The organism is Umezawaea endophytica (assembly GCF_025061645.1).
In the GTDB taxonomy this organism is placed as follows: Bacteria; Actinomycetota; Actinomycetes; order Mycobacteriales; family Pseudonocardiaceae; genus Umezawaea; species Umezawaea endophytica.
The window spans coordinates 82,331-97,408 of sequence record NZ_JANYMP010000025.1; the positions used below are offsets into that span (position 1 = coordinate 82,331).

13 protein-coding genes are annotated in these 15,078 nt (G+C 72.2%); 8 read left to right on the plus strand and 5 right to left on the minus strand.

Translation table 11 applies throughout. From position 1 onward, the window contains the following. Positions 1 to 52: 52 nt before the first annotated feature. From NZH93_RS37810 to map, 3 genes are all read left to right on the plus strand, one after another. Entirely contained in the window at positions 53 to 907 is an 855-nt protein-coding gene (locus NZH93_RS37810) for a GNAT family N-acetyltransferase (protein ID WP_259628095.1), read from the plus strand. A gap of 22 nt (positions 908 to 929) precedes the next feature. Continuing rightward, positions 930 to 2,735, plus strand: a complete 1,806-nt coding sequence (locus NZH93_RS37815; protein WP_259628096.1) for a penicillin-binding transpeptidase domain-containing protein — start codon at positions 930 to 932, stop codon at positions 2,733 to 2,735. Positions 2,736 to 2,811: 76 nt separating this feature from the next. Next, positions 2,812 to 3,669, plus strand: a complete 858-nt coding sequence (gene map / locus NZH93_RS37820; RefSeq protein WP_259628097.1) for a type I methionyl aminopeptidase — start codon at positions 2,812 to 2,814, stop codon at positions 3,667 to 3,669. Here the strand turns inward: map and NZH93_RS37825 are convergent. Further along, the gene (locus NZH93_RS37825) at positions 3,656 to 4,354 is read right to left on the minus strand and encodes a hypothetical protein (protein ID WP_259628098.1); all 699 of its coding nucleotides are present in this window, start codon (positions 4,352 to 4,354) and stop codon (positions 3,656 to 3,658) included. The genes map and NZH93_RS37825 overlap by 14 nt on opposite strands. 47 nt (positions 4,355 to 4,401) lie before the next feature. Between NZH93_RS37825 and NZH93_RS37830 the strand changes: the two genes are divergently transcribed. The 3 genes from NZH93_RS37830 to NZH93_RS37840 all read left to right on the plus strand — a co-directional run bounded on the left by NZH93_RS37830 (position 4,402) and on the right by NZH93_RS37840 (position 8,985). Next, complete coding sequence (locus NZH93_RS37830; protein ID WP_259628099.1) at positions 4,402 to 5,928, plus strand: cobyric acid synthase; 1,527 nt, start codon at positions 4,402 to 4,404, stop codon at positions 5,926 to 5,928. Positions 5,929 to 6,037: 109 nt separating this feature from the next. Further along, the gene (locus tag NZH93_RS37835; protein WP_259628100.1) at positions 6,038 to 6,478 is read left to right on the plus strand and encodes a hypothetical protein; all 441 of its coding nucleotides are present in this window, start codon (positions 6,038 to 6,040) and stop codon (positions 6,476 to 6,478) included. Then, positions 6,478 to 8,985 (plus strand): M56 family metallopeptidase, encoded by a 2,508-nt coding sequence (locus NZH93_RS37840; protein WP_259628101.1) that lies wholly within the window; start codon positions 6,478 to 6,480, stop codon positions 8,983 to 8,985. Before NZH93_RS37835 ends, NZH93_RS37840 begins: the two co-directional genes overlap by 1 nt. On the opposite strand, the gene NZH93_RS50995 is transcribed toward NZH93_RS37840, so the two are convergent. Then, entirely contained in the window at positions 8,978 to 9,853 is an 876-nt protein-coding gene (locus tag NZH93_RS50995; RefSeq protein WP_259628102.1) for an EamA family transporter, read from the minus strand. The two genes, NZH93_RS37840 and NZH93_RS50995, sit on opposite strands and share 8 nt — an antisense overlap. A gap of 73 nt (positions 9,854 to 9,926) precedes the next feature. Between NZH93_RS50995 and NZH93_RS37850 the strand changes: the two genes are divergently transcribed. Then, positions 9,927 to 10,874 (plus strand): LysR family transcriptional regulator, encoded by a 948-nt coding sequence (locus NZH93_RS37850; RefSeq protein ID WP_259628103.1) that lies wholly within the window; start codon positions 9,927 to 9,929, stop codon positions 10,872 to 10,874. A 9-nt stretch (positions 10,875 to 10,883) separates the two neighbouring features. On the opposite strand, the gene NZH93_RS37855 is transcribed toward NZH93_RS37850, so the two are convergent. From NZH93_RS37855 to NZH93_RS37865, 3 genes are read right to left on the minus strand one after another with little or no spacing between them, the layout of a single operon-like run. Beyond that, a complete protein-coding gene (locus NZH93_RS37855; protein WP_259628104.1) occupies positions 10,884 to 11,954 on the minus strand; it encodes a winged helix DNA-binding domain-containing protein in 1,071 nt (356 codons plus the stop codon). After that, positions 11,955 to 13,043, minus strand: a complete 1,089-nt coding sequence (locus NZH93_RS37860; protein ID WP_259628105.1) for an epoxide hydrolase family protein — start codon at positions 13,041 to 13,043, stop codon at positions 11,955 to 11,957. 46 nt (positions 13,044 to 13,089) lie between these two features. After that, a complete protein-coding gene (locus NZH93_RS37865) occupies positions 13,090 to 13,758 on the minus strand; it encodes a FadR/GntR family transcriptional regulator (RefSeq protein ID WP_259628106.1) in 669 nt (222 codons plus the stop codon). A gap of 158 nt (positions 13,759 to 13,916) precedes the next feature. Between NZH93_RS37865 and NZH93_RS37870 the strand changes: the two genes are divergently transcribed. After that, positions 13,917 to 15,074, plus strand: coding sequence for an MFS transporter (locus NZH93_RS37870; protein ID WP_259628107.1), 1,158 nt, complete (start codon positions 13,917 to 13,919; stop codon positions 15,072 to 15,074). Positions 15,075 to 15,078 lie beyond the last annotated feature (4 nt).

Below are 15,078 nucleotides of genomic sequence, written 5' to 3' on the forward strand. Positions count from 1 at the left end.
AGACCAGACGGGGGCAAGCGCGATCCACCGTTCATCTGGCAGGCTGGGAGACGTGCTCAGGTTGGCCGGTGCGCGGCTGTTGGACGGACGGGACTTGCCCGAAGTGCTCGGGTTGTTGGAGGCCGATCCCGTGGCCTCGTGCATGGTCGCCGCTCGCGTCGAAGTGGCGGGCCTCGACCCGTGGCGCCTCGGCGGCGAGGTGTGGGCCTGCGACCACCGGGCGCTGCGCGGTGCGCGGGTCGACGGCCTCTGCTTCGCGGGCCCCAACCTCATCCCGCTGAGGGGCAACCCCTCGGCCCTGCGCAGCTTCGCCGACCGGGCCAGGCGCCGGGGCCGCATGTGCTCCTCCCTGGTGGGCCCGGCCGAGCAGGTGCTGGGGCTGTGGCAGGAGTTGCAGCCGGACTGGGGTCCCGCGCGGGAAGTCCGCGACGACCAGCCGCTCATGGCGCTGGGCAAGGCGGCCGACGTCGCCCCGGACCCGCTGGTGCGCCCGGTGCGGCCGGACGAGCTGGACCGGTACCTCCCCGCGGCCATCGCCATGTTCATCGAGGAGGTGGGCGTGGACCCCTGCGCCGAGGACGGCGGCACCAGCTACCGGGCCAGGGTCTCCGAACTCATCGCGGGCGGACGGGCGTTCGCCCGGTTCGAGAACGGCGAGGTCGTCTTCAAGGCCGAGATCGGCGCGCTCTCCAGCAAGGTCGGCCAGATCCAGGGCGTGTGGGTCCGGCCGGACCGGCGGGGTCAGGGCATCGGCACGGCGGCCACCGCCACGGTGGCCGACCGGCTGGTCCGGGGGCTGGGCCGGACCGCCAGCCTCTACGTGAACGGCTACAACGACGCCGCGCGGGCCGCGTACCGACGGATCGGCTTCACCCAGGTGGGCCAGTACGCCACGGTGCTCTTCTGACGCGGTGCGGCATACTGCCGCCGTGCGGGTGAACCCTGAGTTGACCGTCGTGTTGAGCGCCCTGCTGGTCGTGACCGGCTGTGGCCTGTTCGAGTCGAGGCCTGGTCCCGACCAGATCACCTCGGACTTCGTGGCCCGCCTCTCCAGCGGTGACACCCAGGCCGCCGCGGCGCTCACGGACGATCCCGGCCAGGCCAAGGACGTCCTGGACAAGGTGCGCACGGCGCTGAAACCCGAGTCGTTGGCCGTCAAGGTCGAGCAGGTCCGCAACGCCGCCGGTGAGGGCTCCACCGCCGAGGCGACCGTCACCTACGACTGGAACGTGGGCCACGGCCACGTCTGGAACTACCAGAGCAAGGTCGAGCTGCGCCGGGACGACGACGACTGGAAGGTCCACTGGCTGCCGTCGCTGGTGCACCCGAAGCTGGCCGCGCAGCAGAGCCTCGCCGTCGCCGAGCTGACCCCGAACCTCGCGCCCGTCCTGGACCGCGACGGGGAACCGCTGCTGGCGCCCGAGGCGGTCGTGTCGGTCCTGCTGGACCGCAAGGAGGCCACCGACCTGCCCGCCGTCACCGCGGCGCTGGCCACCGCGTTGACCCCGTTCGACAAGGCGATCACCCAGCAGTCGATCACCGACGGGGCGGCGGGCGTGCCAGAGGGGCAGGTTTACCAGGTGGCGGCCCTTCGCGATGCGGACTACCAGGCGGTGAAGCCGCAGATCTACGACCTGCCCGGCGTCCGGTTCACCAGCAGGACCAGCCTCCTGCCGCCGGTGAAGAACTTCGGCTCCCAGATCCTCCCCGCCATCCGCAAGTCGGTGGAGGAGCAGGTCGCGGGCCGTTCCGGGTTCCGCGTCTACACCGTGGCCGCGGGCGGTGACGAGCTGGAAGGCCTCTACGAGAAGGCTTCCGAGCCCGCGCAGGCGGTGAAGTCCGCGCTCGGCAAGGCCATCCAGGTCGCGGCCGAGGACGCCGTGGAACCGGTGGCGGAACCCGCGATGCTGGTGGCGATCCAGCCGTCGACCGGCGACGTCCTCGCCGTGGCGCAGAACGGGCCCGCCGACGTCCAGGGGCCCATCGCCCTCACCGGCCAGTTCGCGCCCGGCTCCACGTTCAAGATCGTCTCCGCGGTCGCGGCGCTGGAGGACGGCAAGGTCCAGGGCGACACCCCCGTGCCGTGCCCCGGCAAGACCACCATCGACGGCCGCCGGGTCGTGCCGAACGACCACGACTTCGACAAGGGCACGATCCCGCTGCACAGCGCGTTCGCCTTCTCCTGCAACACGACGTTCGCCGAGATCGCCGCGGCCCTGCCCGCCGACGGCCTCACCAAGACGGCGGGCAAGCTCGGCCTGGGCGTCGACTTCGAGATCCCCGCCATCACCACGATCACCGGGTCCGTTCCCCCCGCGACCGACGTGGTGGAACGGGCCGAGGACGGCTTCGGCCAGGGCAAGGTCCTGGCCAGCCCGTTCGGGATGGCCATGGTGGCGGCCACCGTCGCGAGCGGCAAGCAGCCCGTCCCCTCCCTGCTGCGCGGCCAGGAGACCAAGGTCGACCGACCATCGGAGACCATCCCGCCGACGGTGCTGGAGCCGGTCCGCCAGATGATGCGCGAGGTGGTCGAGGTCGGCACCGCCCAACTCCTCGCCGACCTGCCGGAAGCGCGCGGCAAGACCGGCACGGCCCAGTTCGGCGACGGCGTCAACTCCCACGGCTGGTTCGTCGGCTACAAGGGCGACCTGGCCTTCGCCACCCTCGTGCTGGGCGCCAACTCCTCCCTCCCGGCGGTGGAGGTGACCGGGAAGTTCCTGCGGGCGTTGGGCTGACGTGTAGTTGCCGCCTGGTGGGACGACGTCCTGACCACGTGACACGCGTCCGGTATCGCGCCGTACTGTGGAGGGCATGTCCGTGCGTGCCGTCCTGAAGCCAGGTGAGCTGTCCCCCCGCCGTTCCGTGCCCGCCTCGATAGCCCGCCCCGAGTACGTGGGCAAGCCGGGTCCGACGCGGGGCAACGAGCCGTGGGTGCAGCCGCCCGAGGTGATCGAGGCCATGCGGGTCGCGGGTCGGTTGGGCGCGCAGGCGTTGCAGGAGGCGGGCAAGGTCGTGGTGCCCGGTGTGACCACGGACGAGATCGACGCGGTGGCGCACGAGTTCCTGTGCGACAACGGGGCGTACCCGTCGACGCTCGGCTACCGGGGCTTCCCGAAGTCGTGCTGCACCTCGCTGAACGAGGTCATCTGCCACGGCATCCCGGACTCCACGGTGGTGGAGGACGGCGACATCGTGAACATCGACGTGACCGCCTACATCGGCGGCGTGCACGGCGACACGAACGCGACCTTCCTGGCGGGCAACGTCAGCGAGGAGAACCGGCTGCTGGTCGAGCGCACGCACGAGGCGACGATGCGGGCGATCAAGGCCGTGAAGCCGGGGCGCCAGTTGAACGTGGTGGGCCGGGTCATCGAGGCCTACGCGAACCGGTTCGGCTACGGCGTGGTGCGCGACTTCACCGGGCACGGCATCGGCCGGTCGTTCCACAGCGGCCTGGTGGTGCTGCACTACGACGCGCCGCACGTGCCGACGGTGATCGAGACGGGCATGACGTTCACGATCGAGCCGATGATCACGCTCGGCGGGATCGAGCACGACACGTGGGCCGACGACTGGACGATCACCACCAAGGACAAGAGCTGGACCGCTCAGTTCGAGCACACGATCCTGGTCACCGAGGACGGGGCCGAGATCCTCACAGTCTGCTGAGCAGCGCCACCAGCGCCGCGGCGACCTGCTCCGGGTGGGTCGCCGCCGCCAGGTGGTGCAGGTCCAGCTCGCTGACCGGCCAGCCCAGTTCCGCCGCCGCGGTGGCCGCGTCGGTGTACTCCGCGCTGAGCCTCAGGTACGCCGAGGGGCCCGACCACGGCACGGACGGCCGCTGCTCCTTCAGGAACTCCAGCGGCACCTCTGGCGCCTCCTCCAGGATCTCCGCGAGCTGCGCGGGGTCCGGGATGAGCGCGGGCAGCACCTCCGGCGGGAACCAGCGGTCCCAGCGGGGCATGACGTCCTCGCGGGAGATCTTCCGCATGTGCGCCATCAGTTCCGGCGAGAACGTCTCGCGCCAGCTCCTGCCGGGCGTCGGCAGGTGGGCGTCGAGGTAGACGAGGGCGCCGACCGGGGTCTCCAGCGCGTCGGCGAACGCGGGCAGCAGCGGACCGGCACCGCTGTGGCCCACGAGGACCACCTCGCCGTCGACGTCCGCGTCGTCGACGGCGTCGGCGAACTCGCCGATCATCCGCTGGTGCACGGGCGCGGAGTTGACGCTCACCCGCAGGTCGAGCAGCACCACCGGGTGGCCGTGCGCGGTGAGCGCGTCGGCGAGGGGCCGGAAGGTGGCGGGTCCGAGGAAGGGGCTGTGCACCAGGACCGTGGTGGCGGGAACGTCGACCATGGGGGGAATGATGTCAGTCTGAGCCGGTGGACGGGGGGAGTGCGGTCGTGACGGGTGCGCTGCTGGTGGCCGGGACCACCTCGGACGCGGGCAAGAGCGTCCTGGTGGCCGGGCTGTGCCGCTGGCTGGCGCGCACCGGGGTCCGGGTGGCGCCGTTCAAGGCGCAGAACATGTCGAACAACTCGGTGGTCACGCCCGACGGCGGCGAGATCGGCCGGGCGCAGGCCGTGCAGGCGGCGGCGTGCGGGCTGGAGCCCAGCGTCCGGTTCAACCCGGTGCTGCTCAAGCCCGGCGGCGACCGCACGTCGCAGGTCGTCGTGCTGGGCCGCGCGGTCGGCGAGGTGTCCGCGCTGTCCTACCGCGAGCGCAAGGCCGACCTGCTCCGCACGGTGCTGTCCACTTTGGACTCGCTGCGGAACGACTACGAGGCCGTGGTCTGCGAGGGCGCCGGGTCGCCGACCGAGATCAACCTGCGGGCCAACGACATCGCCAACATGGGGCTGGCGCGGGCGGCGGGCCTGCCGGTGCTGGTCGTCGGCGACATCGACCGCGGGGGTGTGTTCGCGCACCTGTTCGGCACGCTCGCGCTGCTCGACCCGGCCGACCAGGCGCTGGTGACCGGGTTCGTGGTCAACAAGTTCCGCGGCGACCCGGCGCTGCTGGAACCGGGGCTGCACCAGTTGCGGGCGCTCACCGGCCGTCCCGTGTACGGCGTGCTGCCGTGGCGGGAGGAGCTGTGGCTGGACGCCGAGGACTCGCTGTCCTACAGCGCGGACGGCGTGATCGGCAGGCCGCGTCCACCCGTCGGCGAGCAGTGGCTGCGGGTCGCGGTCGTGCGGCTGCCGCGGATCTCCAACGCGACGGACGTGGAGGCGCTGGCGTGCGAACCGGGCGTGTCGGTCCGGTTCGTCACGGAGCCGTCGCGGATCGCGGACGCGGACCTGGTGGTGCTGCCCGGTTCCAAGGCCACCGTGGCGGACCTGGCGTGGCTGCGCTCGACGGGTCTGGCCGACGCGATCACCTCGCACGCCCGGCGCGGTCTGCCGGTGCTCGGGGTGTGCGGCGGGTTCCAGATGCTCGGCGCGCGGATCGAGGACGCCGTGGAGTCGCGGGCGGGCACCGTCGACGGTCTCGGCCTGCTGGACCTCGACGTCCGCTTCGAGCCCGCCAAGACGCTCCACCGGCCGACGGGCACGGCGTTCGACGAGCCCGTCACCGGCTACGAGATCCACCACGGCCAGGTCGCGCGGCGCGGTGACCTCGACACCCTCGTGACGCTGCCCGACGGGACGGGCGAGGGCGTCCTGACCGGGTCGGTCGCGGGCACGCACTGGCACGGCCTGCTGGAGAACGACGGGTTCCGGCGGGCGTTCCTGCGCTGGGCGGCGGACAGGTCGGGCCGGGACGGCTTCAAGCCCGCCGCCGACGTCGACTTCGCCGCGGCCCGCGCCGCCCAGCTCGACCTGCTCGGCGACCTGGTCGCGGACCACCTGGACACCGACGCCGTGCTCCGCCTGCTCGCGAGCGGCGCACCCGCGGGGCTGCCGTTCGTGCCGCCCGGCGCGCCCGCGTGACGCACCAGTTTCCCGAATCGCGCCACCGGGAGATCGACGATCACCACAATGGACGAGTGTGCCCGAGTTGATCTCGGACTAGACAGGAACCTTCGACCGAGGAGGTGGGATGACCGGACAGGACTTCGTCGTCGACACCGCGCGCAGCCTGGTGGAGGACCTCGCGCCGGACGAACTCGCGCTGTTCGAACCCGTCAGCCGGGCGTACCTCCGCGACCCCAAGAAGGTCCTGTCCGACCGCGAGCGGCCGGGCGCGATCCTGGGCTCGGGCATCGACGTCGCCATCGCCCTGCTGTCGCCGGTGGCGCTGGGCGTCGCGACCGCGGTGTACGAGCACCTGCTCGACAAGACCGGTGAGGCGATCGTGGAGCGCGGCGGCAAGCTGGTCAAGCGCCTGCGCCGCTCCAAGGAGGCGCCCGTGATCACCGCGGACCAGCTCGACGGCCTGCGCGCGCTGGCGATCGAGCGCGCCAAGGAACTCGGGGTGGCCGACGACCTGGCCGAGAAGGTCGGCGACACGCTCCGGGCAACCCTCGAACGCGAGCTGTAGTGGAGACGGACAGACCGGAGTTACTGCGCACGCCCTCCGGCACGACGCTGCGCTTCGGCACGCTCGTGGCGCTCGCGCTCGCGACCACCTGGTTCGTCGCGGGCGCGTTCGCCGCGACCTGGCCGCCAAGGACCTTCCTGGACGACGCGAGCTGCCAGGTGCGGGCGGACCTGTACCTGACGTCGACCGGCAGCGTCGACCCCGACGAGTCGAAGTGGGCGGCCTACCGGGACTGCATGTCCGGTTTCTTCGCGCCCCGGCTCGGCTGGCTGGTCGGCGGGGTGGTGCTGCTCCTGCTCGTCGCCACCGCGGTCTACGTCGCCTGGCCGAAGTGGCGGATCCGCCGGTCGGGGCTGGAGCGGCTCGACTCGTTCCCCGCGCTGTGGGCGAAGCTGAGCGGACCGCTGGACGAGCTGGTCGCGCGGGCCGGACTGGCGAAGGCGCCGGAGTTCCGGCTCGACGCGGCGAGCTCGCGGGCGGGTGGGGTGGCGTTCGGCAGCAGCCGCAAACCCGTGGTGTGCCTGGACGCCGGGCTCGTCGCGCTGCTGGATCGCGACCGGGCGGGCTTCGACGCGGTGGTGCTGCACGAGTTGGCGCACGTGCGCAACGGCGACGTGACGACCACCTACGCGACCCTCTCCGCGTGGCGCGCGCTGCTGGCCGTCGTGCTGCTGCCGTACCTGGTCCTCGTCGTGGACCCGTTGCTGGGCTGGGACTTCTCGAACCTCGACTCGCCGGTGACCACCGGCATCGTCGTGCGGGTCGTGCTGCTGGTGGTGCTGGTCTACCTGGCGCGCACGGCGGTGCTGCGGTCCCGTGAGCGCTACGCCGACGCGCTGGTCGCGGTGTGGACGGGCGACGCCGACCCGTACCGGACGCTCCGGGCCGTACCGGACCACCGCCGCGTGCTGCGGTGGGTGGCGATCCACCCGTCGCTGGCCGCGCGGAACGCGGCGATGAGCGATCCGAAGTCGTTGCTGCGCAACGGGTTCCTCGAAGCGCTGGCGAGCGGTGTCGCCGTGCAGCTCGCGTGGTCGCACCTGGTCGACGGGCTGTCGAAGATCGACTGGTACCGGTCGGGCAACGAGTCGTTCCTGGTGATGCGGGTGGTGTGGGGCGTCGCGGTCGCCACGCTGGTGTGCGTGATCGCCTGGCGCGGAGCCGCCTACCTGCGGGCGGGCGGCACCGGGCGGTGGACGTTCCTGCGACCGGGCCTGGGGTTGGGGCTGGGCTTGGTGGTCGGCGTCGAGCTGGAGCTGTCGCAGGCGGGCGTGCTGACCCCGACCAGCCCGCTGTCGGTGCTGGCCGCCGGGGTGCTCGTGCTGGTGACCGTGCTCGTCTGCGGGTGGGCGGGGTTGGTCGCGGTGCGGCTTGGCGACGCCGTGCGGAGCCTGCGCGGCGCGCTGTCGGCCGCCGCCGTCGTCCTGGTGTGCGTGAGCTTCCTCGGCTGGTTCCGGGAGATCACGCTCGCGGGCGTCGTGTGGCGCGACTACCTGGCCGTCGCCTACGACCTGGTGAGCGGGTACGGCCGGGTCGCCGGGGTCGTGGTGGTGCCGTTCCTGCTGAACTCCGACCGGGTCCTCACCGCCGCGGCGGTGGCGGTGCTGTGGCTGGTGCCGTTGCTGCTGGGCCGGGGATCGGCGCGGCTCGGCGTGCTCGCCGGGCTGCTCGGCGGGGCGGTGTGGGGCGTGGTCGCGGTGGTGCTGACGCTCACCGCGGGCTCCACGCCGGAGGCCGCGACGGTGCGGGCGGCGTGGGAACTGGTGGCAGTCTTCGCCGTCCAGGTGTTGGTGGCCGTGGTCGTCGCGCGGCGGTCCGAGGTGGTCACGGCACTGCTCGCGACGTGGGTCGTCGGACTGGTCGGCTGCCTGGGCACCTGGGCGCTGCACCTGGCGGACTGGCAGGTCGACAGCGTGCTGGCCGCGCGGCCGTTCCAGGTGCTGCCGGTGCTCGGCGTGGTGGCGGCCCTGGTGGGCGCGGTGTTCTCGCGGGACGTCGTCGTCCCGCGAGAGGGTTCCGGCCGGGTCGTGGTGGCCTTGGTGCTGGTGGTGTCGGCCGTCGCGGTCGTCTGGTGGCCGAAGGCCCCGCAGGCGGCGCTGCTCCTGCCCGACGCGGGCCCCGAACAGGTCGTCGACGTCGACGAGGCGGTGAACACGTGGGCGTACGGCGGCGGGTTCGACCGGTACACGGCGGTCGTGAACGCCAACGACGCGGTGTTCAAGGCGTTCGCCGCGGAGGATCCCGCGCTGATCCTGGAGACGTGCGACCGGGCCCGCGCGCGGGCCGAGGAGGCGGCGGCGTTCCCCGAACCGCCAAGCCCCGAGGTGGCCAGGACCTGGAAGGCCGGGCTGGCGGCGCTCGTGCCCGGCGCGAGCGAGTGCGTGAAGATCTACCGCGGGGGCGAGGGCGACTCGCAGGTGATGGTGGACGGCTTCAAGGAGGCCATCACCCAGCTCGGGCAGACGCTGACGCTGATCAACCAGGCGAGGGAGGCCGCGACTAGGTGAGCACGAGTTCGCGCTGACGGGGCTTGATCGCGGTGCTCGCCATGCCCGCGATCACCAGCAGCGCGGCCGTGCAGCGGAGCGGCGTCAGCGCCTCGCCGAGGACGAGCCACGCGGACAGCATGCCCGCGACCGGCACCAGCAGCGAGAACGGCGCCACGGTGCTGGCGTCGTACTCGCGCAGCAGGAACCCCCACAGGCCGAAGCCGAGCAGCGTGGAGATCCACGCGACGAAACCGAGCGTCGCCGCACCCGACCAGTCGAACGCCGCCAGCGCGGCCAGGTCCGTGTCGACGCCCTCGACCAGCAGCGACAGCCCCAGCAGCGGCAGGACGGCGACCGCGCTGACCCAGACGATGAAGCTCAGCGCGTCCGGCGGCTTCGCGTAGCGGGTGATCACGTTGGACAGCCCCCAGCAGGCCGCGCCCGCGATCACCAGCGCGAAGGCGCCGAGCGGGCTGCCGACGCCGTAGTCGAGCGCGATCACCAGGATGCCGACCGAGGCGACCCCGATGCCGATCAACTGCGTGCGGCGCGGCCGTTCGCGCAGCAGCGCGGCCGCGAACACCACGGTGAAGATCGCCTGGCTCTGGAGCACCAGCGAGGACAGCCCCGCGGGCATCCCGGCGTCCATGCCGGTGAACACGAAACCGAACTTCGCGACGCCGAGGACCAGTCCGACCGCGACCACCCACTTCCACGCGACCCTCGGCGGGCCGACGAAGAACAGGGCGGGCACGGCGGCTGCGAGGAAGCGGAGGCCGGAGAACAGCAGCGGGGGGAAGTTCTGGAGGCCGATCTTGATGGCGACGAAGTTGACGCCCCAGATGGCCGCGACGAGGACCGCGAGAGCGGCGTGCCGTGGTTTCACCCGTCCGAGTCTGGGAGCCCCGATCGTTAAGCACTAGCGATATCTGCTTCACCCAAGGGTTTAGCATTGCTACATGATGGACCTCGGCAGACTCCGCGCGCTGCACGCCGTCGCGACCCACGGCTCGGTTGGCGCGGCGGCCTCCGTGCTGGGCTTCACGCCCTCCGCGGTGTCCCAGCAGATCGCCAAGCTGGAACGCGAGACCCGCACCACGCTGCTGGAACGCCGAGGCCGCGGCGTCGTGCTGACCGACGCCGCGTACGGGCTCGCCGCCACCGCCGCGCAGGTGCTGGCGCTGGTCGAGGAGGCCGAGGTGACGCTGGAGGAGCAGCGCGGCGCGGCCGTCGGCACGCTGACCATCGGCGCCTTCGCCACGGCCGCGCGCGGCCTGCTGCCGGTCGTCCTGGTCGACCTGATCGCCCACCACCCGGCACTGGACGTCCGCACGGTCGAGCTGGACCCGCCGGTCGCGCTGGAGGCCGTGGCCCGCGGCGAACTGGACATGGCCGTCACCCACGACTGGGTCAACACCCCGCTGGCCGTGCCGGAGTCGTTGTCCCGCACCACGTTGGGCCAGGACTACGCGGACGTGCTGCTGCCCGCGGCGCACCCGCTCGCCGACCGGCCGTTCCTCGTGCCGGACGACCTGGCCGGCCAGCGCTGGATCTGCCAGCCGGAGGGCACGATCTGCCACGACTGGCTGATCAAGACGTTCCGCGGCGCGGGCATCGAACCGGACCTGGCGCACCGGGTCGGCGAGTACGAGACCCAGATCGCCCTGCTGGCGCGCGGCGTCGGCGTCGGCCTGCTGCCCAGGCTCGGCCGGGGCGCGCTGCCGCCGACCGTGCGCGCCGTGCCGCTGCACCCGACGCCGACGCGCAGGCTGTTCGCGGTGTGGCGCGCCCAGGCCAGCAGGAGGCCCGCCATCACCGCCACCCTCGCGTCGCTCAGGGGGTGCTGGGACCAGCGGAGCACCGCGTTGGGCGAGGTCGATCCAGGACTGCTCGACGTGGTTCCGTGACCGGCGCGGTCAGTCGGCGAACCGCACGTCGTGCTCCTCGCCGGGCGCGAGGAAGTCCAGCAGCGCCAACCCTTCCCGCGTGAGCGCGTTTTGGTCCTTTTTGGACACCTTGCGGTACGGCGTGATGGTGAGGACGCCCTTGTCGGCCTTCCAGGTGCCGCTGAGGAACCCGTCGAGCAGGAAACTGGGCGGGAACACGGCGTTCGCCACCGCGCCCCAGCGCTTGCGGTGCTCGTCGCTCATGATCCGCGTCCGGTCGGCGTGCGACAGCAGGACGTTGTCGAAGTCGGGCAGGAACCGTGGTGGCACAGGGGTTTCCGGGTCGGTGAGCACGCCGTCCGGCACGTCCAGCAGCACCCGTCCGGCCTCGTCGCGGTAGGTCGTCAGGTCCAGCCGGGCGATCACCGGCCGCAGGTTCGTCAGCCGCGACCACGCCGTCACGTCGGCGGCCGTCGCGGGCCCGAACGCCGCCAGGTACCGCAGCACCGCCTCGTCCGGGTCGGCCGACGCGGGGATGTCCGTGCCCAGCCACGTCGACGCGACGGCGTTGAGCGGCGCCCCGCCGCGGCCGAACACGCCGCGCGGCGGCACCTGCACCAGCGGCAGCAGGAGCTGGAGCAGGGTGCCCAGCCCGGTGATCCCGTGCCCCGGCCACCGTTCGGTCAGCGCCGCGCCCAGTTGGGCGTTCGTCAGCGGCTGGGCGTCGAGGAGGGGTCTGGCGGCGGCGACCATCGCCGCCAGGTCGACGTCCTCCCGGCCGCGGGCGAAGTTGGCGGTGCCCGTGCGGGTGAGCATGGGTTGCAGCACCGGCCGCAGCCGCACGCAGTCCCGTGCCGTGACGAGGTGCAGGGTGCCGCGCATCAGCGTCGTGCGGACGGCCGTGCGGTCCACCAGCATCGCGCCCACCACGTCGGCGTCGAAGCCCTCCAGCCGCGACCACAGCGCGAGGTACGGCGACGAGGTCGCCTGCGCCTGCAACCCGACCAGGTGCTCGATCGCCTGCGCGGGCGGCAGGTCGTGCCGTTCCAGCAGCAACTGCCTGGCCAGCGTGGTGCGGTTGAGCGTGCGCGTGGTCAGCATCTACGAGCTCCGGAAGAACGCGCGGACGTCCTCGACGAGCAGGTCGGGTTCCTCCAGCGCGGCGAAGTGGCCGCCGCGGTCGAACTCCGTCCAGCGCACGATGTTGTTCGTCTTCTCCGCGATGCTCCGCACCGGCAGCGCGACGTCGTCCGGGAACACGGCGAGCGCGGTCGGTGTCGTCGACGCTTCGACCTCGTTCACGGAACCCAGTGTCTCCTTGTAGATCCGGGCGGACGAGCCGCCGGTGCCGGTGAGCCAGTAGACCATCACGTTGGTGAGCAGGACGTCGCGGTCGACCGCTTCCTCCGGCGCGTCCTCCGATCCGGTCCACTCCTTGAACTTCTCGACGATCCACGCGAGCTGGCCGACGGGGGAGTCGGTGAGCCCGTAGGCGAGCGTCTGCGGTCGGGTGCCCTGGATGCGCTGGTAGCCCGCCATGTCCTCGGCGAACCTCCGGAGCTTGCCGAGCCGGGCCAGCTCGTCCGGGGTGAGGCCGTCCAGGTCGGTGGGGATCGTGATCAGCGAGTTCAGGTGCACGCCGACCACGTGCTCCGCGTCCACGATCCCGAGGTCGCGCGAGATCATCGACCCCCAGTCGCCGCCCTGCGCGCCGTAGCGGTCGTAGCCCAGCCGCGCCATCAGTTCGGCCCACGCGGTCGCGATGCGCCGCACGGTCCACCCGGTGTCCGCGGTCGGGCCGGAGAAGCCGAAGTTGGGCATGGACGGGATGACGAGGTGGAAGTCGCGGGACAGCGGCTCGACCACGTCCAGGAACTCGACGACGGAGCCGGGCCAGCCGTGGGTGACGATCAGCGGCAGCGCGTCCTCGGTGGCGGAGCGGACGTGCAGGAAGTGGATGTTCGCGCCGTCGATGGTCGTCGTGAACTGGGGGAACGCGTTGAGCCGCGCTTCCCAGGCGCGCCAGTCGTAGCGCGTGCGCCAGTGCTCGACGAGGTCCTTCAGGTAGTCGACGGGCACGCCGTCTGCCCAGGCGGTGGCATCGGGTTCAGCGGGCCAGCGGGTGTTCGCGAGCCGGGCCTGGAGGTCGTCGAGTTGCGTCTGCGGGATCTCGATGCGATAGGGCTCCATGGGTTCACACCATAGGGATGATCGCGGACTGTTCCAGTCCGCGACCTCACTCGCCGTGTCGTTGCAGGATGTCCTCCAGGAAACCGCTTGCCTCGGCCGCCGCGCGGATCGGGTCGCGGTCGCGCACGGCGTCCAGCAGGCCCATGTGGGACACCGGCGGGTCGAGGTCCTCGTCCACGGTCGCCGTGATGCTCGCGCGCACGGTTTCGTTCAAACCGCGGTACAGCTCGGTGAGGAGCGTGTTGTGCGACGCTTGGACGAGCAGCCCGTGGAAGGCGGCGTCGTGCTCGATCATCCGCTCCCAGTCCTTGGCGGCCATGGCCGCGTCGCGCTCCGCCAGCAGCGCGGTCAACCTGCGCAGCTCGTCGTCGGTCCGGTGCGTCGCGGCCAGCCTCGCGCCCTCGACCTCCAGCGTGCGGCGCACCTGGAGCACCTCGCGCAGCTCGGTGCCGCACAGCCGCCGCACCGCGCCGGAGATCTCGCTCGTGGCGCGGACGAACGTGCCGTCGCCCTGCCGCACCTCCAGCAAACCCGCGTGGGAAAGCGCTCGCACGGCCTCGCGCACCGTGTTGCGCCCGACGCCGAGAGCCTGCACCAGCTCCGGCTCCGGCGGGATGCGGCGGCCGACAGGCCATTCGCCGCTGCTGATCGCACCTCTCATCTGGTCGATCACCTGATCGACGAGGCCCGCCCGCCGGGTAGTGGCCAATGGCACAGCAAAGTCCTTTCATCCGAACATCCCATGTCTGGGACAGTAGTCGGGTGACGATTCCGCGATCGATACCGTCAAGTGACAACACTGCCACCGATAGTGGTGTTTCCGCGACGGTTCAGGTACACGGAGTGGCTGAACCCGTAGGACGACACCAACGAGTGGCGGTCACCGGGGGCATCCTGTTGGCGGCAGGCGTCACCCTCGCGGCAGCGAACCTGCGACCCGCCGTCACCAGTCTCGCGTCGGTCCTGGGCGACGTCAGGGCCGGGCTCGGCGTCTCGGCGGGCTGGACGAGCCTGCTGACCGCCGTTCCCGTTCTCTGCTTCGGCGCCGCGGCCTTCGCCGCACCGTGGGTGGGCAGGCGGCTCGGCCTGAAGCGAGCGGTCGGCGGCGCCCTCCTCGTGCTCACGCTCGGGTTGCTGCTCCGCGTCGTCGACGGCCCGTTCGTGGTGCTCGGCGGCACGTTCATCGCCTGCTCGGGCATCGCCGTCTGCAACGTCCTCATCCCCGTCGTCGTGAAGGACTCGTTCCCCACGAATATCGGTGTCATCACCGGCATCTACACCGCGTCGATGGCCGCGGGCGCGGGCCTCGGCGCCGCACTCACCCCGCCGCTGGAGGCGTTCTTCGGTAGCTGGCGCCTGGCCGTCGGCACGTGGGCGTTGCTCTCGCTCGCCGCACTGCTGCTGTGGCTGGCCGGCTCCCGCCGCGGCGTCGCGGGCCGCGTCACCGGCCCGCCGCCTGGCCGTTCGCTGCTGCGCAGCCCGCTGGCGTGGGTGATGACGGTGTTTTTCGGCACCCAGGCGCTGCTCGCCTACACCGTGATGGGCTGGCTCCCCGCGATCCTCGGCGACGCGGGCGTCGACCGCACCACCGCGGGCTTCCTGCTCGCCATCACCGTCGTCCTGGGCGTCCCGGTCAGCTTCGTCGTCCCGCCGCTCGCCGCCCGCTGGCGCTCGCAGACCGGGATGGTGGTCGTCCTCGGCGTGCTGCTCCTGCTCGGCGTGCTGGGCCTCGCCTTCGCCCCCGGTGCCCTGCCCGGCCTGTGGGTGCTGCTGGTCGGCCTGGGCATGGGCGGCATGTTCCCGCTCGCCATCGTGATGGTGTCGCTGCGCTCGTCGACCACCGCGGACACCGCCAGGCTGTCCGCGATGACCCAGAGCATCGGCTACCTGCTGGCCGCCACGGGCCCGTTCGCGTTCGGGCTGCTGCGCGACTCGACGGGCGCGTGGACGACCTCGATGGTCGTGCTGGCGGGCCTGGTCGTGCTCCTCACCGCACTCGGCTCCATCGCGGGCCGTCCACGCACGGTGTAGAACG

Bases quoted from the DNA above. Each gene is read 5' to 3' on its own strand.
- map (WP_259628097.1), top strand. From the start codon at position 2,812: ATGTCCGTGCGTGCCGTCCTGAAGCCAGGTGAGCTGTCCCCCCGCCGT.
- NZH93_RS37825 (WP_259628098.1), bottom strand. From the start codon at position 4,354: ATGGTCGACGTTCCCGCCACCACGGTCCTGGTGCACAGCCCCTTCCTC.
- NZH93_RS37835 (WP_259628100.1), top strand. From the start codon at position 6,038: ATGACCGGACAGGACTTCGTCGTCGACACCGCGCGCAGCCTGGTGGAG.
- NZH93_RS37850 (WP_259628103.1), top strand. From the start codon at position 9,927: ATGATGGACCTCGGCAGACTCCGCGCGCTGCACGCCGTCGCGACCCAC.
- NZH93_RS37855 (WP_259628104.1), bottom strand. From the start codon at position 11,954: ATGCTGACCACGCGCACGCTCAACCGCACCACGCTGGCCAGGCAGTTG.
- NZH93_RS37860 (WP_259628105.1), bottom strand. From the start codon at position 13,043: ATGGAGCCCTATCGCATCGAGATCCCGCAGACGCAACTCGACGACCTC.